Consider the following 14,462-nt stretch of genomic DNA (forward strand, 5'->3'; position numbering starts at 1 on the left):
CGAATGAACCGGCGGCCCCGCAGGAGCGACCTCGGGAACGCCAGAGTCACCGATGCCCGGCCTGGGCGACCGCGTCCCTGCCACGAGGCGATCGGTGGCAGGGACGCTTTCCGGTCGGATGCGTCGGCCGGCGTCCTGTCGCTAGCTCTTCGCCTTGACGCAGTACGGGCAGAAGGGTTCAGGGTCGACGCAGACCTTGACGCTGTCGGAGTCGTTGGCGGGATCGAGATCCAGTTCCTTGCCGTCGGCGGTGGCCGCGTTGGTCGTCTCTCCGATCGCTGTGGCCTTGGCGTGGATGGTCAATGTGGCCGAGGCGCCACTGGCCAGCGTGCCGACCGTCCACATCCCGCTGGCCGGCGCGTACGTCCCGTTGGAGGCCATGGCGGACACGAAGGTGAGGTTGGACGGCAGCATGTCCTTGACCGTGACCCCCGTCGCGTCGTTCGGGCCGGCGTTGCGTACGGTGACGCGGTAGGTGACGGTCTGGCCCACGGTCACCTTGGTCGAATCGGCGGACTTGACCACGCTCAGGTCCACGGCCGGGTTGACCTTGGTAACGGCGTCGCCGCTGGTAGAGGTCAGCAGCTCCGGCTCCGGACCGAGCCGGTTCTCGTAGCCGACCGTCCCCTGGTTGGTCACCTCTCCGCCCGCGGCGTCCCGGCCGACCTTGACCTTGAACTGCACGGTGGTGCCGCCGGGCAGGCTCGCGGCGTTGGGCAGCGAGCCGCCGGCCGCGGCGGTGGCGCCGTTGCCCAGGGTGAAGGAGACCTTGCCGGCCGCGGCGTTGAACTCGCCCTGGTCGTCGCCCGCCTGATCGGTCTTGTCCCCGCTGCCCGGGCCGTCGACCACCTGGAGCGAGCCGGGCACGTAAGTGGTCCCCGCCGGGACGGTGTCGGTGAGGCGCACGTTCTCCGCCGGGGCGCCGCCCCTGTTCACCGCGGTGAGCCGGTAGGTGATCACATCACCGACGTCGACCGGCCCCTGCGGGCTCGCGGATTTGCTGACGACGACGCACGGCGCGGTGGCGAAGGAGATGTCGTCGAGCAGGTTGCCGAAGGTGGCGTTCCCTCCGGCCGCCGAGACGGAACGGAAGGCGAACCTGGTGGTCGTCTGGCCCGCGGGCACGATGTAGATGCCGGAGTAGGTGCCCCAGCTCCCGGTGCCGTCCGACATGACCCTCTGTTGCACCGGGGACGCCGGAGCGCCGATGTCCAAGGCCATCGAGTCGACCCCCAGCCGGCCGCGGTGGGACAGCCGCCAGTACAGCTTCGCCCCCGGGGTGGTCGCGTGGTCCTGGTACAGCGTCGAGACCTGGTTGGCGTTCAGCTCGGCGAGTTGTCTGCCCTCCTTGGGCGGGGTGTTGGCCGGGTTCGGCGGGCTGGCCCACAGCTCGATCATGTGGTCGGTGGCGGTGGTGAGCCAGCCGGGCACATGGTTCGGCACGCCGGTCTGCGAGGCATCGGGGAACGAGGCCCACGTCCCGCGGCTGACGACCGGCTGCTCGAAACCGCCGTTGACCAGCGACACCTGGTCGGGGCATGAGGCGGGATCCGGCGCGACCCGCGAAACCGCCGGGGCGGTGACGGCAGGTGCGGCCTCAGCCGGGACCGCGCCGAACAGCGTCAGCGGAAGGGCCGCCGCCGCGAGGGCGGCGACCGGGTAACACATCCCTCGGATGCGCCTCATCGTGATGTTCCTCTCGTCGCAGAGCACTGCCTTCATCCACCGGACCGGAAAACGGCACCGGCGCCGGACGGTAGCCTCACCCGACGAGGGCACGCGGCGGCACGCGACACGTACGGTCGCACCAACAGTTGGGGTGATCTTGTTCAGCGCGTATACGACCCTCGGCATCGCCCCCGTGCGCCAAGAGAGGCTGGGCGGGTCACCAGCCCAGGTCGTCGCAGCCGGTGTGGTCCACGGGTTCGACCTGCAGAGTGGCATGGGCGACGCCGTGGCGCTGTCGTAGCAGGTCGCGGGCCTGGTCCAGGACGGCGTGGTTGTTCTCCTGGTCCACGGTGACGAGATGGGCGGTGGCGACGTTCATACCGGAGGTGAGGGTCCACAGGTGCAGGTCGTGGATATCGCGTACGCCGCGAATGGCGGCCAGGTCGGCCGCCACGGCGGCGGCGTCGAGACCTTCGGGGACGTGCTGACCGAGGACGGCGAAGACCTGACGGCCGAGCGAGACAGCGCGTACGGCCACGAAGACGCCGATGGCCAGGGCGACGACGGTGTCCCAGAACGCCTGGCCGGTCGTCGCGACGAGCCAGCCCGCGATGATGACGCCGACCGAGCCGGCGGTGTCGGCGACGACCTCCAGGTAGGCGCCCTTGACGTTGAGACTCTCACTTGCTCCGGAGCGCAACAGGAGCAGTGCGATCAGGTTCACCGCAAGTCCGATCGCGCCCACGACGAGCATCGGACCGGTGGAGACTTCGGCGGGTCCGCCGATGCGGCCGATGGCTTCGGCGACCACGTACAGGGCGACGCCCAGCATCATGATCACAGCCAGCAGGGAGGCGAACACCTCGGCCCGGTAGGAGCCGTAGCTGCGGCGGCCGGTGGTGTCGGGGCGGGTGGCGATCCTGGTGGCGACCAGGGCCGCGCCGAGGGTGACGACGTCGGCCGCCATGTGCCCGGCGTCCGACATCAGCGCCAGCGAGCCCGAGATCAGCCCGAAGGCGAGCTCGACCACGAAGTACGCGCCGATCAGCGCGAAGGAGACCGCCAGCCGCCAGCGATGGCGGCCGCCCGCGTGCCCGTGCCCGTGTCCCACGCCCATCAAGTGTTCCCGCCACGTTCGGGATGGATGGCGTCGGTGTGCTCGGTGTGGGCGAGCGCCAGGTCGAGCAGCATGCGTACGTGCGGGTCTTCCAGACGGTAGTAGGCCATCCGGCCGGAGCGGCGCGCGGCGACGATGCGGTGGGCGCGCAGCAGTCGCAGGGCGTGGGAGACGGCGGACTCGCTCTGGCCGGTCACGGCGGCCAGGTCGCACACGCACAGTTCGCCGTCCAGCAGGGCGACCAGGAGCCGCAGCCGGTTCGGGTCCGACAGCAGCCCGAAGATGTCGGCGGTGTCGGTGAGATCCTCGGCGGCCGGCATCCGCTCGCAGACCGCGGCTACGCGATCGGCGTCGACCACTTTGGCGGCACAACCGTCCATCGCCAACACACCCTCATCTGAAGAAGCATTCATATGAGCAAGATAAAGCGTCGCCTGGACGGCATGTCAAGCGCGCGGTCTTTGCCGGCATATGTCGCACAGCGCGGCCGTTAAGGGCAGTGCCGGTAGTCTTCTACTTTGAGTAGAACGCGGGCAGGAGGGGTGACGGTGCAGCTCGGCAACCTGGAGCGATCGGTCATGGAAGCCCTGTGGGAGCATCCCGAGGGCATGTTCGCCCACGTCCTCGCCGCGGAGCTGCCGTCCCGGCCCGCCACCACGACGGTGTTGACCGTCTTGATGCGGCTCTCGAACAAGGGCATGGTCTCCCGCGAGCGCATCGGACGAGCACACCTGTACAGGGCCACCGCGGACAAGGACGCCTTCGTCGCCGAGGCCATGCGCGCAGCCCTGAACGAGGCCGGCGACGTCGCGGCAGCCGTGCAACGCTTCGTCGGAACGGTGACGCCGGAGGTGGCCGCCGCCTTGCGCGCGGCCTTGGGCGAGCGGGGCGGATCGGCGCGATGATCGCCTGGCTGGTCGTGGCCGGGATCGCGCTGCTACCGGTGGCGCTCGGCGACCGGGCCGCGCGCAGGCTGGCCGGGGCGGCGTGGACGCACCGCTGCCCCCGCGCGGCGCTGGCGCTGTGGCAGGCGATCGGGCTGGCCGCCGGTCTGAGCGCGGTCGGTCTCGGATTGGTGGGCGCCGTCGCGCCGCTGGCCGCGGTGTTTCCGCACGGAGCGCACACCCTGGTGAGCCAGATCGTCAGCGGGCATGGCCTTGACGGGCTCGGGCCGGTGCATCTGCTGGCCCTGGCCTGGTCGGCGGGCCTGATGGGCTGGCTCGTCATCCACACGGTGCGCGTCGCCACCAAGACGATCCGGGAGCGACGCCGGCAGCGCCTGCTGGTCGACGTGGTCGCTGATCATTCACCGGCGCATGACGTCTATGTGCTGCCTGTCTCCGAACATGTCGCCTACTGCGTACCGGGCAGAGACCGGCGGATCGTGCTGAGCCGGGGCACTCTGGAGCTGCTGGCTCCGAAGGAGTTGCAGGCCGTTCTCGGGCATGAGCGGGCCCACGCCCGGGGCCACCACGACCTGGCGCTGCTGCCTTTCGTCGCACTGGTGCACGCGTTCCCATGGCTGGCCTCCGCCCGGACGGCGCGGCACGCGGTCGCGGTGCTGGTGGAGATGATCGCCGACGATCACGCGTGCCGGGCGCACGGCGCGCTGCCTCTGGCGCGCGCTCTTGTCCGCATGGCGACCGCCGAATCCGGCCCGGGTCTCGCCGCGCTCTCCCTGGCCGACGCGGGAGTCGTCGAGCGCCTGAACCGACTGCTCGGCGAACGCGCGCAGCCTCGCTGGGTGCCCGCAGCGGCGTACTCGACCGCCGGCCTCCTGCTCAGTGGCCCGGTGGCCGTGCTGGTCGCGCCGCTGGTGTGCATCACGCTCTGACCGCGTCTCGCCTTATGACCTCTATATATTCGACGTACGGTAGAAGTTCTACAAGGCGTAGAAGCTAGCGGTCGGAGGAGGTCGGATGGGCGAGAAGCCGCAGGGCTCGATCAAGGAGCGGCTCTCCGTGTTGCGGGCCCGCCAACGGAGAGAGGAGCTGCGGCGCCGGGCCATCATGATCGGCCTCTCGCTGACCGGAGCGGGCATGCTCGCGGCCCGCGGCGCCGCGGAAACCCGCACCATCCCGAAGAGCGGAAGATGACGACGAACCTGAAGGTAACCCTCGGCATGGGCGCGGTCACGGCTTTGATCGTGGCGCTGATCGTGGGAGCGGTCGCGATGTTCGGCCCCGAGCCCGCCAACGCGCCGGCGTCCGCATCCGGTACGGATACCGTCCCGGAGCGGTTCCTGGTACGAGAAGACAGCCACCGGCTCGCAACGGCCCCCGACGGCAAGGTCACGCTGGTCGAGTTCCTCGACTTCGAGTGCGAGGCCTGCGGCGCGGTCTTTCCGCACATGGAACGCATCCGTGCCGAGTACGCCGGGCGGATCAACCTGGTCGTCCGCTACTTCCCGATGCCCGGCCACCGCAATGGCGAACTGGCGGCACGCGTCGCCGAGGCCGCGGCCCAGCAGGGCAAGCTCGAGGTGATGTACGCCAAGCTGTTCCAAACCCAGGCGCAGTGGGGTGAGGCAAGCGCATCGAAGGAGTCGTTCTTCCTGGATCTGGCCAAACAGGCCGGCCTCGACATGACTGTCTTCAAGCGCGACCTCGATGCCGCGAAGACCGCCGAACGGGTGAAGAAGGACCAGGGTGACGGACTCGCGCTCGGCGTGCAGGGCACGCCGACGATCTTCTTCAACGGCGCGCCGCTGGATGTCGAGCCCAGCTACGACAACCTCAAGGCCAAGATCGACGCGGCTCTGACGTCATGACGGCGGTCCCCGGCTCGATCGTCACGCGCTCGCTGCCGTACGTTCTCGTCCTGGGCGGGGTACTGGGATTCGGTGCGGCGTTCCTGCTCATCGTCGAGCGGCTCAAACTGGCGGCGAACGCCGACCATGTCCCTGCCTGCAGCATCAATCCGATCATCAGCTGCGGCTCGGTGATGAGAACCGAGCAGGCCTCGGTCTTCGGCTTCCCCAACCCGTTGATCGGCATCGCCGCCTTCCCCTTGGTGCTCGCCGTCGGCATGGCTCTCCTGGCCGGTGCCCGCTTTCGCGCGTGGTTCTGGCACGGCCTGCACCTCGGCTCCGGGGCGGGCGTCGTCTTCGTGCACTGGCTGATCTTCCAATCGCTGTACCGGATCGGCGCGCTGTGTCCGTACTGCATGCTCGTCTGGGTGGCCACAGTCGTCGTCTTCTGGTACGTGAGCCTGGCCAACGTCGAGGCGGGCCGGATCCGGCTCCCCTCCGCCGTACGCAACCTCGCGGCGGTGGCCGCGCGCTATCACACGGTCGTGGTGATGGCTTGGGGGCTCGTCATCGCTGGGCTCATTCTCCAGCGGTTCTGGACGTACTGGACACAGTGGGCAGGCAGCCTTTGACAGGGCGCACGCCTGAACTTCTATAGCTTGTAGAAAAAGTTGCTCAGGCGCCGAACTGGCGCCCGTCCCTTGACGTATCTCCCATCGATCGCAGTTTGGGAGGCTACGCCATGTCTGCTCCGTTGAAATGCGCTATCACCGCTCTGGCCGCGCTCGTTCTCGTCGCCGGGTGCGGTTCTAACGACCAGCCCAAGGTTGCGGCTTAACCCTCTCTACCAGAATGCGGTGCTGAGCGCCGAGGACCTCGCCGCGAAGCTCGGCTGCAAGCCCGAGATGCGGACCAAGGCCGCCGAGCTTCGCCAGGGGATCTGCAAGACGGCCGACGGAAACTACGCGGTCACCAGCTTCACGACGGAAAAGGGGCGGAAAGACTGGCTGGATTATGCGCTGATGTACAAAGGCACCGATCTCGTCGGACGCCAGTGGGTCGTCACAGCCCCGCCTCCCGTCCTGGAGACCTTGCGCAAGAAACTGGGCGGCGAGCTCCAGAGCAGTGACGGCAGCGGCTCCAACCGCGCTTCCGGCACGTGATCTCCCTTTCCGGCCAGGCGGCTGTCGGGCACGGCCGGGATCGCGTCGCCGCCCGGCCGTGCCCGGTATTTCAGTGGCCGGCGTGGCCGTCCGCGTTCGCCACCGGTCCGGGCCTCAGCCTGTGGTGGGTGGGGCCGTGCGGGTCGGCGCAGTGCTGGACGAGGCGGCGCAGGGCTCCGTCGTCGAAGGCGTGGGTGTCGGAGGTGGCGTGGTCGATCTGCAGGGTCGTGTGCTCGATGCCGTGCTCGTCATTGAGGTAGCCCTCGACGGCCATGCGGGCGGCGTGACAGTCGGCTCCCGGGGTCACCAGCACGTGGGCCGACAGGGAGAGGTATCCGGAGGTGACCTCCCAGATGTGCAGATCGTGCACCTCGACGACGGCGTCCAGGGCGACGATCTGGCGGCCGACCTCGGCCGGGTCGAGTTCGGGCGGTGCGGCCTCCATGAACACCCGTCCTGAGTCGCGGACCAGCCCCCAGCCGGCCTTGAGCATCAGGGCGGCGACCACCAGGGCGGCGATGGCGTCGGCGCGGGTCCAGCCGGTCAGCCAGACGACGAGCCCGGCGAGGGTGGTGGCGATGAAGGCGTACAGGTCGTTGAGGATGTGCTGGAAGGCGCCCTCGACATTGAGGCTGGAGCGATTGGCCTTGGACAGCAGCCAGGTGGCTGCTACGTTGACGGCGATGCCGGCCAGCCCGGTGACCACCACGAACAGGCCCTCGACCTGGCCCGGCTCGATCAGGCGGCGGATGCCCTCGAAGGTGAAGTAGGCCGCGAGCAGCAGCAGGGTGATGCCGTTGACCTGGGCGGAGACGATCTCGGCGCGCTTGAGGCCGTAGGTGAAGCCGCCGCGGGGCGGGCGGGCCGCGATCCGCATCGCGATCAGCGCGAACATGAGCGCCATCGCGTCGGTGAGCATGTGACCGGCATCGGAGATCAGCGCCAGGGAGCCGGCGATCAGGCCGATCACCACCTCGACGGCCATGAAACCGACGATCAGGGCGAGCGCACCGCTCAGATAGCGCCGGTCCGCTTGCGCGCTGACCCCATGCCCATGCCCATGGCCGTGGGTTCGGTCGTGCGTGTGTTGATCAGACATGCGCTGAGCTCCTTGTAGAACGTCGTCACATCGACATCTGCCCAAGTGTTCATATATGCACATGATTGCGATGCCAGGGACCCGCCGTCAATGCGTCAGGGCGCCAAACTCTCTCGCTTCTACATATGAACATCACATCAGATGTTCAAGCGCTTCGTGGTGTGTCGACTACTCTCGGTGGAAGCCGGTCGGATCCTGGCCGCGGCTGACCGTTGCCCGCGTACGACGACCCCGCCACCGGAGCGTGCCGATCCTGCTCGGTATGGTCACCGGCGTGCTGCTATGAGCCGATGACTCCCGCACGGCGCGTCGTGACATACGGGAGCCGAGGGAGGAGCCGGGTCAGTCCGGCCGGGCGGCCGGCACAGTGGAGGCGAAGTGCCCGCGTCGTGTCCGTGATCGGCGTCTCCGGCCGGTTCAGGCGGTCTGGAGCAGCTCGGCCAGGTCGGCGGGCATCGGCATGGGCTGGGTCAGTCCCACCATGGCGCGCCCGGTGTTGCCCTCGGGGTAGCGGCCCAGCGCCGAGCCTGGCGCGGCCACGATGATGCGCACGACCTGCCCGAGGGCTTCGCGCCGGTCGCGCAGGCGGACGGCCAGGGCGAACATGGCGATGTGGTTGGCCGTGTGCGGCCAGGGCCAGGGCTGGGAGATGATGTGCGCCCGTTCCAGATGCCGCCACCTGGCCTCGGGGCCGGTGGTGGTGCGGGCGGCGCGCATCTCGGTGCGGTAGGCGGCCCGCACGCGGCTGGGCATCGGACGGCCGATCATCGGGATTCCTCCTGTGCGGACGAGCAGCAGCCACTGGCGCAGCCGTCGGGTCCGGCGGCGGGCTCGGCGGCGCCGGCGGCCGGGGTGAGTGCCGTGGCGGCGGGGATGGCGCAGCAGGCGTCGCCGCGCCAGGCCTCGCGGCCCTCTTTGACCGCGACCGCGGCGATGACCAGGGCGGCGATCGGATCGGCCCAGGACCAGCCGAACAGACTGTTGAGCGCCAGCCCCACGAGCAACACCGCGGACAGGTAGGTGCACAGCAGGGTCTGCTTGGAGTCGGCAACGGCCGAGGCCGAGCCGAGCTCGCGGCCGGCGCGGCGCTGGGCGTACGACAGGAACGGCATGACCGCCAGAGAGAGCGCGGCCAAGATGAGGCCGGGCGTGGAGTGCTCGGCCTCGCCGACGCCGAGCAGCGCCCGTACGGCGTCGAAGCTCACGTACGCGGCCAGCGCGAAGAACGAGATCGCGATGACGCGCAGAGCCACCTTCTCCCGCCTCTCGTGGTCGGCGACGGAGAACTGCCAGGCCACCGCGGCAGCCGAGGCGACCTCCACGATCGAGTCCAGGCCGAACCCGATGAGCGCGGCGGAGGAGGCGATGGTGCCCGCGGTGATCGCCACGATGGCTTCGATCACGTTGTAGGTGATGGTCGCTGCCACCAGCAGCCGGATTCGGCGCCGCAGCATGGCGCGCCGGGCTGGGTCGGGAGCCGGGGGCATGCCGATGCCGGGCAGGTTCACGGCGCTCATGACAGCGCTACCCCGTCGCCGCTCTCGACACCATAGACCGGGCACAGCGCCACAGCGTGGCCGGTGGCGCCCAGCAGGTGCTCGGCCGAGGCCAGCAGGTCCATCAGCTCGGGCCGGGTCAAGCTGTAGAACGACTGCCGTCCTTCGGCCCGGTAGTCGACCAGGCCGCAGTCGCGCAGGCAGGCCAGGTGCTTGGACACCGTGGACTGGGCCAGCCCGAGCTGGCTGGTCAGATCCACGACGCGGGCCTCGCCGCGCGCGAGCCGCTGCACGATGCGCAGCCGGGTCTCATCGGCCAGAGAGTGGAACAGCGCCGCCGCCGGAGAGATGCCGGCGGCGATGTCAGCGCTGACGCACCGGCCACTTTCAGAATCAATCGCCATATAGCGATGATATCCCGATAGGGGCATGTCAGCGCAAGGCCCATCAAGATCGCCTGGCAGGGCGATGTACCAATCACGGACCGGTGGAGGGCCAGTGGTGTGTCGCGGCGAGGGTGAATGCTTGCAGGCGGTCGGCCAGGTCTTGGCGTGTGGAGGCAGGCATGCGCTCAAGCGCTCATCCCCCGTCTGGGCTTCCTGCCGCCGCCCCGAAGCGCTCATCCAGGCTCAGCGATTTGTCCGCGTGCTACGGAATCTGTAACGTTCAAGTAACCATGGCTCAGTCATCTAATCCGGGCAACCGTCGGCCGACGGTGCGCGACGTGGCCAAGCTGGCCAACGTCTCCATGCAGACCGTCTCCAACGTGCTGCACAACAGGTCCAGCCAGATGACCCCCGAGACGCGGGCGCGGGTGGAGCAGGCGATGAAGGACTTGGCCTACCACCCCAACGCCGCGGCTCGTGGGCTGCGCTCGTCGAGCACGCGGACGTTCGGCTTTCTGCTTCTCGATGAGGCTCCGAGCTTCATGGCCGACCCGCTGACCAGTCTGCTCGTCGCGGGGGTGGGGGACATCGCCCGCGACGAGGGCTATGAGCTGCTGCTGCGCGCCGAGCGCCCCCTTGCGGCCGAACGTTCGCTGGTGCGTCCGCTGCACGCGGGCCGGGTGGACGGCGCGGTCGTGCTGATGTCCGGCGAACCAGGGCTGCGGCAGGACTACATCGGGCAGCTGGCCGGGACGGGCGTGCCGTTCGTCTTGTTCGATGAGGTCGTCCACGATACGGCGCTGCTCTCGGTACGGACCGACGAGCGTCAATGCGCGCGCAGGCTTACCGAGCATCTGCTGGCCGCGGGGCACCAGCGGATCGCGTTCATCGCGGCGAAGCTGCCGTGGGCGGTGGTGGAGCAGCGTCACCTCGGTTACCGGGACGCCTTGGCCGCCGCCGGGCGCGGCGTGTCGCCGCACCTGGAGCTCTTCGAGGCGACCTGGCAGGCGGATGGCGGCGAGCGGATGGCCCGCCGGCTGCTGGAGCTGGCCGATCCGCCATCGGCCATCATGTGCGCCAGCGACGTGCTGGCCATCGGAGCCATTCACACGGCCAGGGAACTCGGGCGCCGGGTTCCGGATGACGTCGCCATCTGCGGGTTCGACGACTTCGAGTTCTCCCGCTTCGTCGATCCACCACTGACCACGGTCCGTGTTCCCGCGTACGAGATGGGCCGGAAGGCCGCTGGTTTGCTGCTCGACCGCCTGGCCGGGCGGCCCATCAGCGAGCCCCACGTGGTCCTGAGCAATCAGCTGGTTCTCCGCGCGTCTGCCTGATAATCGCCCGCACCCCCTTGAACGTTCTAGTAGCAACAGTTAGCATCCTGGACATCGAAGCTTTAACGTTCTAGAAGCCTCGCTGCTAGAAGGAGACGACATGCGCGCCCGGACCACGATCGGCCAGATGCGACGGAGCCTTGCCATCATGTCGGGCGTCTCGCTCGCGACTCTGCTCGTCGCCTGCGGGACCACCGGCTCCGCCGCCGAAGAAGGTTCCGGCGCCCGCGTGGTCAAGGTGGCGATCGTCCCCACGATGCCCTACATCGGCGTACAGAACGGCAAGCTCATCGGCCTCGACGGTGAGCTGTTCAACAAGGCAGCGGACAAGCTCGGCCTGGAAGTGAAGCCGTACACCGTCAACTTCACCGGCCTGATGGCCGGCGTCCAGGCCCACCGCTATGACATCGGGATCGGCGACATCTTCTGGAAAGCCGAGCGGGCGCAGGAAGGGATCTTCACCGACCCGCCCTTCTACTCGCCGGTCGTGCTCGCTGAGCGGCAAGGCCTGAAGGTCACGACCGTCGACGGGCTGAAGGGCAAGCAGTTGGGCACCGGTCAGGGCTTCGTCTACGTTCCGGCCCTGCAGAAGGTGCCGGGCGCGAAAGTCCACACATACCCGACTTATCAGGACACGCTGCAAGATTTGAACGCCGGCCGCATCGACGTAGCCTTCCTCGACCCGCTCACTGTCTCCTACTCCCGGCAGCGGGACCCGAAGTCCACTTACGATGTCGTGCCGCTCACCCCACCGGACGCGGCACAACTCGCCGCCCAGCCCCAGTACTCGGCATTCCTCCCGCTCATGACGGGGTGGTACCTCAACAAGGCCGAGAGCGCGTTGGAGGGCAAGCTCAGCAAGATCATCCGCGAGTTCTACGCGTCGGGAGAGGCCGGCCAGATCGTCCGTAAGTACGGCGGCGATCCGGAGACGATGCTCAAGCCCTACCGGGAGTTCAGCGCCCAGCGGCGCGCGACGGATCGGCCCGCGGATTGGAAAGCTCCGAGCATTCCCTGATCAGAGGGCGCTCGTAAGGAGGATGACGCATGAACGACCTGTTCCAGGGCGTGCCGTGGGCCGACTACGTGCCGGATCTGTGGGCCGCGTTTCTCAGCACTCTCAGCTACACCGTGGTCAGCTTCGTGGCGGCGGCCGTCATCGGCCTGGTGACGGCGCTGGCCCGGCTGGCGAAGTTCAGACCGGTCAGCGCGGCAGCGCAGATCTACACCGAGACGTTCAAAAACCTCCCGCTGATCACCGAACTCTACATCCTGTACTTCGGCCTGGCCTCGGTCGGCGTCAACCTCAGCGCCTTCCAGGCGGGGAGCCTGGGGCTGGCCCTGTTCTACGGCGCCTACCTCTCCGAGATCTTCCGAGCCGGCCTGCGTGGCGTACCCAAGGCCCAGCGTGAGGCCGCCTACGCGCTGGGGTTGTCATCCGGCCGGACGTTGCGGCACGTGATACTGCCCCAGGCCGCGCGGATCGCGGTCCCCGGCACCAGCACGATGATGGTCGACCTGCTCAAGGGCACCTCGCTCATGGTCGCGATCGGTGGTGGCGAGCTGATGACACAGGGCACGCTCATCGCGTCGGACACCTTCCGCGCCCTGCAGGTCTACATCGTGATCGGTCTGATCTACCTCGCCCTGTGCGCTCCGCTGTCACGCCTCATGCTGCGGCTTGAGCGCCGGATGCACGCCGGTGACGCGCTGTCGCCCAGCCGCCGCCGGGTGTGTGGCCTGATCCGGCAGGCGCAACAGGACGGCACGGCCCTGTACGCGTCCAGCCGGTCCTGACACCGAATCCACACGAAAGAAGCTGTGATGAGCACGTCCCCTTCCCGACCGGTGGTGGAGAGCGAATCGCCGGCGATCCGGCTGCGCGGTCTGCGCAAGAGCTTCGGCGGCCACGAAGTGCTCAAGGGCGTTGCCCTGGACATCCGCCACGGCGAGGTCATGAGCGTCCTGGGCCGCAGCGGGGGAGGCAAGAGCACCGTACTTCGCTGCGTCAATCTTCTGGAACGCCCGACGAGCGGCACGATCGAGATCGAGGGCGAGACGATTTTCGCCGATGGTGCGGCCGTTCGGGGCCAGAATCTCGTACGGTTGCGCCGCCGGGTCGGCATGGTCTTCCAGAACTTCCAGGTCTTCCCCCACCTGACGGCCGCCGAGAACGTGGTGTTGCCGCTGGTGCACGGCGCCGAGGTGCCCGAGCCCGAAGCGGTCGACCAGGCGCTGCGGATGCTGCACAGGGTCGGCCTCGCGGACAAGGCGCTGCGGACCCCGGACACCATGTCGGGCGGGGAGCAGCAGCGCGTGGCCATAGCCAGGGCCCTCGCGCTGAACCCCGTCGCGCTGCTCTTCGACGAACCCACCTCCGCGCTCGATCCCGAATCCACCCGCGAGGTTCTGGGCGTCATCAAGGAGCTGGCGGCGGAAGGCATGACCATGGTGGTGGTCACCCACGAACTGGGCTTCGCCAGGGACGTCGCCGACCGCGTGGCGTTCTTCGACGACGGCGTCATCGTCGAGGAGGGGGACGCCCAGGAGGTGATCGGCAACCCGCAGCACCCGCGTACACGCGCCTTCATCACGGGCATGGAAACCGAGCCGCACACCGTTCACTGACCCTTCGTGGCCGCGACGACACCCGCCTGACAGCCGCGCGGCCGAGCACGTCCCGAGCGGGAACCAAAAAGGAGATGAGATGGATCGCTGGGTTACTTTCGACTGCTACGGCACGCTGATGAACTGGAAGGCAGGTCTGGCCGAGATCGTCCAGCCGCTCGCCGGCGAGCGCACCGACGCGCTCGTCGACGCGCTCGCCTACCTGGAACCGCCGATCGCCGCCCGGCAGCCGCATCTGTCCTACCGGCAGGTGCTCTCACAAACGCTGCAACAGGCTGCCGCCCGGGAGCTGATCCCCTTGACGGCCGAGCAGCACGACCTGCTCGCGGACGGTTGGGATCGGTTGCCGGCCTTCCCGGACGCCTCCGATGCCCTGGCCGGGCTGCGCTTGGCCGGATGGCGGCCGGCCGTACTGACCAACTGCGACGACGACCTGTTCGCCCACTCGGCCCGTACGCTCGGTCAACCGCTGGACGAGGTGGTCACCGCGGAGCAGGTCCGTTCCTACAAGCCGGTGCTGAACCACTTCCGCGAGTTCGCCGCCCGTACCGGCGCGGGGCCGTCGAACTGGGTGCACGTCGGCAACAGCTGGATGGCCGACATCGTGTCCGCCGCCCGGCTCGGACTGCCGCGCGTGTGGATCGACCGGGACCGCAGTGGCCATGACCCCTCGCTCGCCACGATCGCCGTTCCGGATGCCAAGGATCTGGCGGACGTCGTAGGGCGCGCCCTGGACATGGGAGCGGCGCCCGGCATCGACCCGCTGCGATGAGACCCGGATCCCGGCGCCCCCACCCCCCGACGCAAGGAGAAGAACTG

The 14,462-nt window shown here is 68.8% G+C and carries 18 protein-coding genes; 11 read left to right on the plus strand and 7 right to left on the minus strand.

Annotated elements, in window-relative coordinates; translation table 11 throughout:
- Positions 1-141 precede the first annotated feature (141 nt).
- The 3 genes from AB0C30_RS01965 to AB0C30_RS01975 form a co-directional block, all read right to left on the minus strand.
- Complete coding sequence (locus AB0C30_RS01965; RefSeq protein ID WP_357938567.1) at positions 142-1,686, minus strand: CARDB domain-containing protein; 1,545 nt, start codon at positions 1,684-1,686, stop codon at positions 142-144.
- A 199-nt stretch (positions 1,687-1,885) separates the two neighbouring features.
- The gene (locus AB0C30_RS01970) at positions 1,886-2,785 is read right to left on the minus strand and encodes a cation diffusion facilitator family transporter (protein ID WP_357938569.1); all 900 of its coding nucleotides are present in this window, start codon (positions 2,783-2,785) and stop codon (positions 1,886-1,888) included.
- Positions 2,785-3,165, minus strand: coding sequence for a metalloregulator ArsR/SmtB family transcription factor (locus AB0C30_RS01975; protein ID WP_357938571.1), 381 nt, complete (start codon positions 3,163-3,165; stop codon positions 2,785-2,787). Before AB0C30_RS01975 ends, AB0C30_RS01970 begins: the two co-directional genes overlap by 1 nt.
- Before the next feature lie 162 nt (positions 3,166-3,327).
- Here AB0C30_RS01975 and AB0C30_RS01980 point away from each other — a divergent pair, with 162 nt between their 5' ends.
- The 6 genes from AB0C30_RS01980 to AB0C30_RS02005 all read left to right on the plus strand — a co-directional run bounded on the left by AB0C30_RS01980 (position 3,328) and on the right by AB0C30_RS02005 (position 6,697).
- Entirely contained in the window at positions 3,328-3,690 is a 363-nt protein-coding gene (locus tag AB0C30_RS01980; RefSeq protein WP_357938573.1) for a BlaI/MecI/CopY family transcriptional regulator, read from the plus strand.
- Positions 3,687-4,619 carry a M56 family metallopeptidase gene (locus tag AB0C30_RS01985; RefSeq protein ID WP_357938575.1) on the plus strand — a complete coding sequence of 311 codons (933 nt, stop codon included), beginning with the start codon at positions 3,687-3,689 and terminating at the stop codon, positions 4,617-4,619. Before AB0C30_RS01980 ends, AB0C30_RS01985 begins: the two co-directional genes overlap by 4 nt.
- An 85-nt stretch (positions 4,620-4,704) precedes the next feature.
- Positions 4,705-4,881: a hypothetical protein gene (locus AB0C30_RS01990; protein WP_357938577.1), complete on the plus strand. Its 177-nt coding sequence runs from the start codon at positions 4,705-4,707 to the stop codon at positions 4,879-4,881.
- A 26-nt stretch (positions 4,882-4,907) separates the two neighbouring features.
- Positions 4,908-5,555: a DsbA family protein gene (locus AB0C30_RS01995; RefSeq protein ID WP_357938579.1), complete on the plus strand. Its 648-nt coding sequence runs from the start codon at positions 4,908-4,910 to the stop codon at positions 5,553-5,555.
- Positions 5,552-6,166, plus strand: coding sequence for a vitamin K epoxide reductase family protein (locus tag AB0C30_RS02000; RefSeq protein WP_357938581.1), 615 nt, complete (start codon positions 5,552-5,554; stop codon positions 6,164-6,166). The genes AB0C30_RS01995 and AB0C30_RS02000 overlap by 4 nt, the downstream gene beginning before the upstream one ends.
- Before the next feature lie 225 nt (positions 6,167-6,391).
- The gene (locus AB0C30_RS02005) at positions 6,392-6,697 is read left to right on the plus strand and encodes a hypothetical protein (protein WP_357938583.1); all 306 of its coding nucleotides are present in this window, start codon (positions 6,392-6,394) and stop codon (positions 6,695-6,697) included.
- Between the two features lie 70 nt (positions 6,698-6,767).
- Here the strand turns inward: AB0C30_RS02005 and AB0C30_RS02010 are convergent, their stop codons facing one another.
- From AB0C30_RS02010 to AB0C30_RS02025, 4 genes are all read right to left on the minus strand, one after another.
- On the minus strand, positions 6,768-7,796 hold the full coding sequence (locus AB0C30_RS02010; RefSeq protein WP_357938585.1) for a cation diffusion facilitator family transporter: 1,029 nt from the start codon (positions 7,794-7,796) through the stop codon (positions 6,768-6,770).
- 417 nt (positions 7,797-8,213) lie between these two features.
- Positions 8,214-8,564 (minus strand): DUF3703 domain-containing protein, encoded by a 351-nt coding sequence (locus tag AB0C30_RS02015; RefSeq protein WP_357938587.1) that lies wholly within the window; start codon positions 8,562-8,564, stop codon positions 8,214-8,216.
- Positions 8,561-9,313 (minus strand): cation transporter, encoded by a 753-nt coding sequence (locus tag AB0C30_RS02020; protein ID WP_357938589.1) that lies wholly within the window; start codon positions 9,311-9,313, stop codon positions 8,561-8,563. Before AB0C30_RS02020 ends, AB0C30_RS02015 begins: the two co-directional genes overlap by 4 nt.
- Positions 9,310-9,696 carry a metalloregulator ArsR/SmtB family transcription factor gene (locus AB0C30_RS02025; RefSeq protein WP_357938591.1) on the minus strand — a complete coding sequence of 129 codons (387 nt, stop codon included), beginning with the start codon at positions 9,694-9,696 and terminating at the stop codon, positions 9,310-9,312. Before AB0C30_RS02025 ends, AB0C30_RS02020 begins: the two co-directional genes overlap by 4 nt.
- 272 nt (positions 9,697-9,968) lie before the next feature.
- Between AB0C30_RS02025 and AB0C30_RS02030 the strand changes: the two genes are divergently transcribed.
- The 5 genes from AB0C30_RS02030 (at position 9,969) to AB0C30_RS02050 (ending at position 14,415) form a co-directional block, all read left to right on the plus strand.
- Complete coding sequence (locus AB0C30_RS02030; protein WP_357938593.1) at positions 9,969-11,015, plus strand: LacI family DNA-binding transcriptional regulator; 1,047 nt, start codon at positions 9,969-9,971, stop codon at positions 11,013-11,015.
- 100 nt (positions 11,016-11,115) lie between these two features.
- On the plus strand, positions 11,116-12,033 hold the full coding sequence (locus tag AB0C30_RS02035) for a transporter substrate-binding domain-containing protein (RefSeq protein ID WP_357938595.1): 918 nt from the start codon (positions 11,116-11,118) through the stop codon (positions 12,031-12,033).
- A 29-nt stretch (positions 12,034-12,062) separates the two neighbouring features.
- On the plus strand, positions 12,063-12,812 hold the full coding sequence (locus AB0C30_RS02040; protein ID WP_357938597.1) for an amino acid ABC transporter permease: 750 nt from the start codon (positions 12,063-12,065) through the stop codon (positions 12,810-12,812).
- 27 nt (positions 12,813-12,839) lie between these two features.
- Positions 12,840-13,643, plus strand: a complete 804-nt coding sequence (locus tag AB0C30_RS02045) for an amino acid ABC transporter ATP-binding protein (RefSeq protein ID WP_357938599.1) — start codon at positions 12,840-12,842, stop codon at positions 13,641-13,643.
- A gap of 79 nt (positions 13,644-13,722) precedes the next feature.
- Positions 13,723-14,415 carry an HAD family hydrolase gene (locus tag AB0C30_RS02050; protein WP_357938601.1) on the plus strand — a complete coding sequence of 231 codons (693 nt, stop codon included), beginning with the start codon at positions 13,723-13,725 and terminating at the stop codon, positions 14,413-14,415.
- The last annotated feature ends 47 nt before the right edge of the window (positions 14,416-14,462 follow it).

It is taken from the genome of Nonomuraea sp. NPDC048901 (genome assembly GCF_040649695.1).
Lineage (GTDB): Bacteria > Actinomycetota > Actinomycetes > Streptosporangiales > Streptosporangiaceae > Nonomuraea.

Excerpts from the sequence above, each read along its gene's own strand:
- AB0C30_RS02050 (WP_357938601.1), top strand. The coding sequence starts at position 13,723 with ATGGATCGCTGGGTTACTTTCGACTGCTACGGCACGCTGATGAACTGG.
- AB0C30_RS02015 (WP_357938587.1), bottom strand. The coding sequence starts at position 8,564 with ATGATCGGCCGTCCGATGCCCAGCCGCGTGCGGGCCGCCTACCGCACC.
- AB0C30_RS02035 (WP_357938595.1), top strand. The coding sequence starts at position 11,116 with ATGCGCGCCCGGACCACGATCGGCCAGATGCGACGGAGCCTTGCCATC.
- AB0C30_RS01970 (WP_357938569.1), bottom strand. The coding sequence starts at position 2,785 with ATGGGCGTGGGACACGGGCACGGGCACGCGGGCGGCCGCCATCGCTGG.
- AB0C30_RS02010 (WP_357938585.1), bottom strand. The coding sequence starts at position 7,796 with ATGTCTGATCAACACACGCACGACCGAACCCACGGCCATGGGCATGGG.
- AB0C30_RS01995 (WP_357938579.1), top strand. The coding sequence starts at position 4,908 with ATGGGCGCGGTCACGGCTTTGATCGTGGCGCTGATCGTGGGAGCGGTC.
- AB0C30_RS02045 (WP_357938599.1), top strand. The coding sequence starts at position 12,840 with ATGAGCACGTCCCCTTCCCGACCGGTGGTGGAGAGCGAATCGCCGGCG.
- AB0C30_RS01975 (WP_357938571.1), bottom strand. The coding sequence starts at position 3,165 with ATGGACGGTTGTGCCGCCAAAGTGGTCGACGCCGATCGCGTAGCCGCG.
- AB0C30_RS02025 (WP_357938591.1), bottom strand. The coding sequence starts at position 9,696 with ATGGCGATTGATTCTGAAAGTGGCCGGTGCGTCAGCGCTGACATCGCC.
- AB0C30_RS02030 (WP_357938593.1), top strand. The coding sequence starts at position 9,969 with ATGGCTCAGTCATCTAATCCGGGCAACCGTCGGCCGACGGTGCGCGAC.
- AB0C30_RS01985 (WP_357938575.1), top strand. The coding sequence starts at position 3,687 with ATGATCGCCTGGCTGGTCGTGGCCGGGATCGCGCTGCTACCGGTGGCG.
- AB0C30_RS01965 (WP_357938567.1), bottom strand. The coding sequence starts at position 1,686 with ATGAGGCGCATCCGAGGGATGTGTTACCCGGTCGCCGCCCTCGCGGCG.
- AB0C30_RS02040 (WP_357938597.1), top strand. The coding sequence starts at position 12,063 with ATGAACGACCTGTTCCAGGGCGTGCCGTGGGCCGACTACGTGCCGGAT.
- AB0C30_RS02000 (WP_357938581.1), top strand. The coding sequence starts at position 5,552 with ATGACGGCGGTCCCCGGCTCGATCGTCACGCGCTCGCTGCCGTACGTT.
- AB0C30_RS02020 (WP_357938589.1), bottom strand. The coding sequence starts at position 9,313 with ATGAGCGCCGTGAACCTGCCCGGCATCGGCATGCCCCCGGCTCCCGAC.
- AB0C30_RS01990 (WP_357938577.1), top strand. The coding sequence starts at position 4,705 with ATGGGCGAGAAGCCGCAGGGCTCGATCAAGGAGCGGCTCTCCGTGTTG.